The sequence below is a fragment of the Vibrio sp. 10N.261.55.A10 genome, from assembly GCF_041470825.1.
GTDB lineage: Bacteria > Pseudomonadota > Gammaproteobacteria > Enterobacterales > Vibrionaceae > Vibrio > Vibrio crassostreae_C.
The window spans coordinates 1-218 of sequence record NZ_JBFRNC010000095.1; the positions used below are offsets into that span (position 1 = coordinate 1).

1 protein-coding gene is annotated in these 218 nt (G+C 49.1%); it reads right to left on the reverse strand.

The genetic code is table 11. From position 1 onward, the window contains the following. The coding region (locus AB4274_RS21485; protein ID WP_372113198.1) for a transposase at positions 1–218 on the reverse strand (218 nt) is incomplete at both ends.

Sequence of the window (218 nt, forward strand, 5' to 3'; positions counted from 1 at the left end):
ACGATTTTTGCGTTCGGGCAATGCGCTTGAACTTCAAGGTCAAAAGCCGTATTCATGTCCATCGCGACCGCTTCGATATTATTGCCATGCTTGCCTAACAGCTCGAAGAACGGTCGTATGTCCTTGCGGCTACGGCCTAACCCTATCCAAATGACTTGGTGAGTCTTAGCGTCAGCAATGACCGTGGCATACCGATGTCCTTTAAAGATAGCGAACTC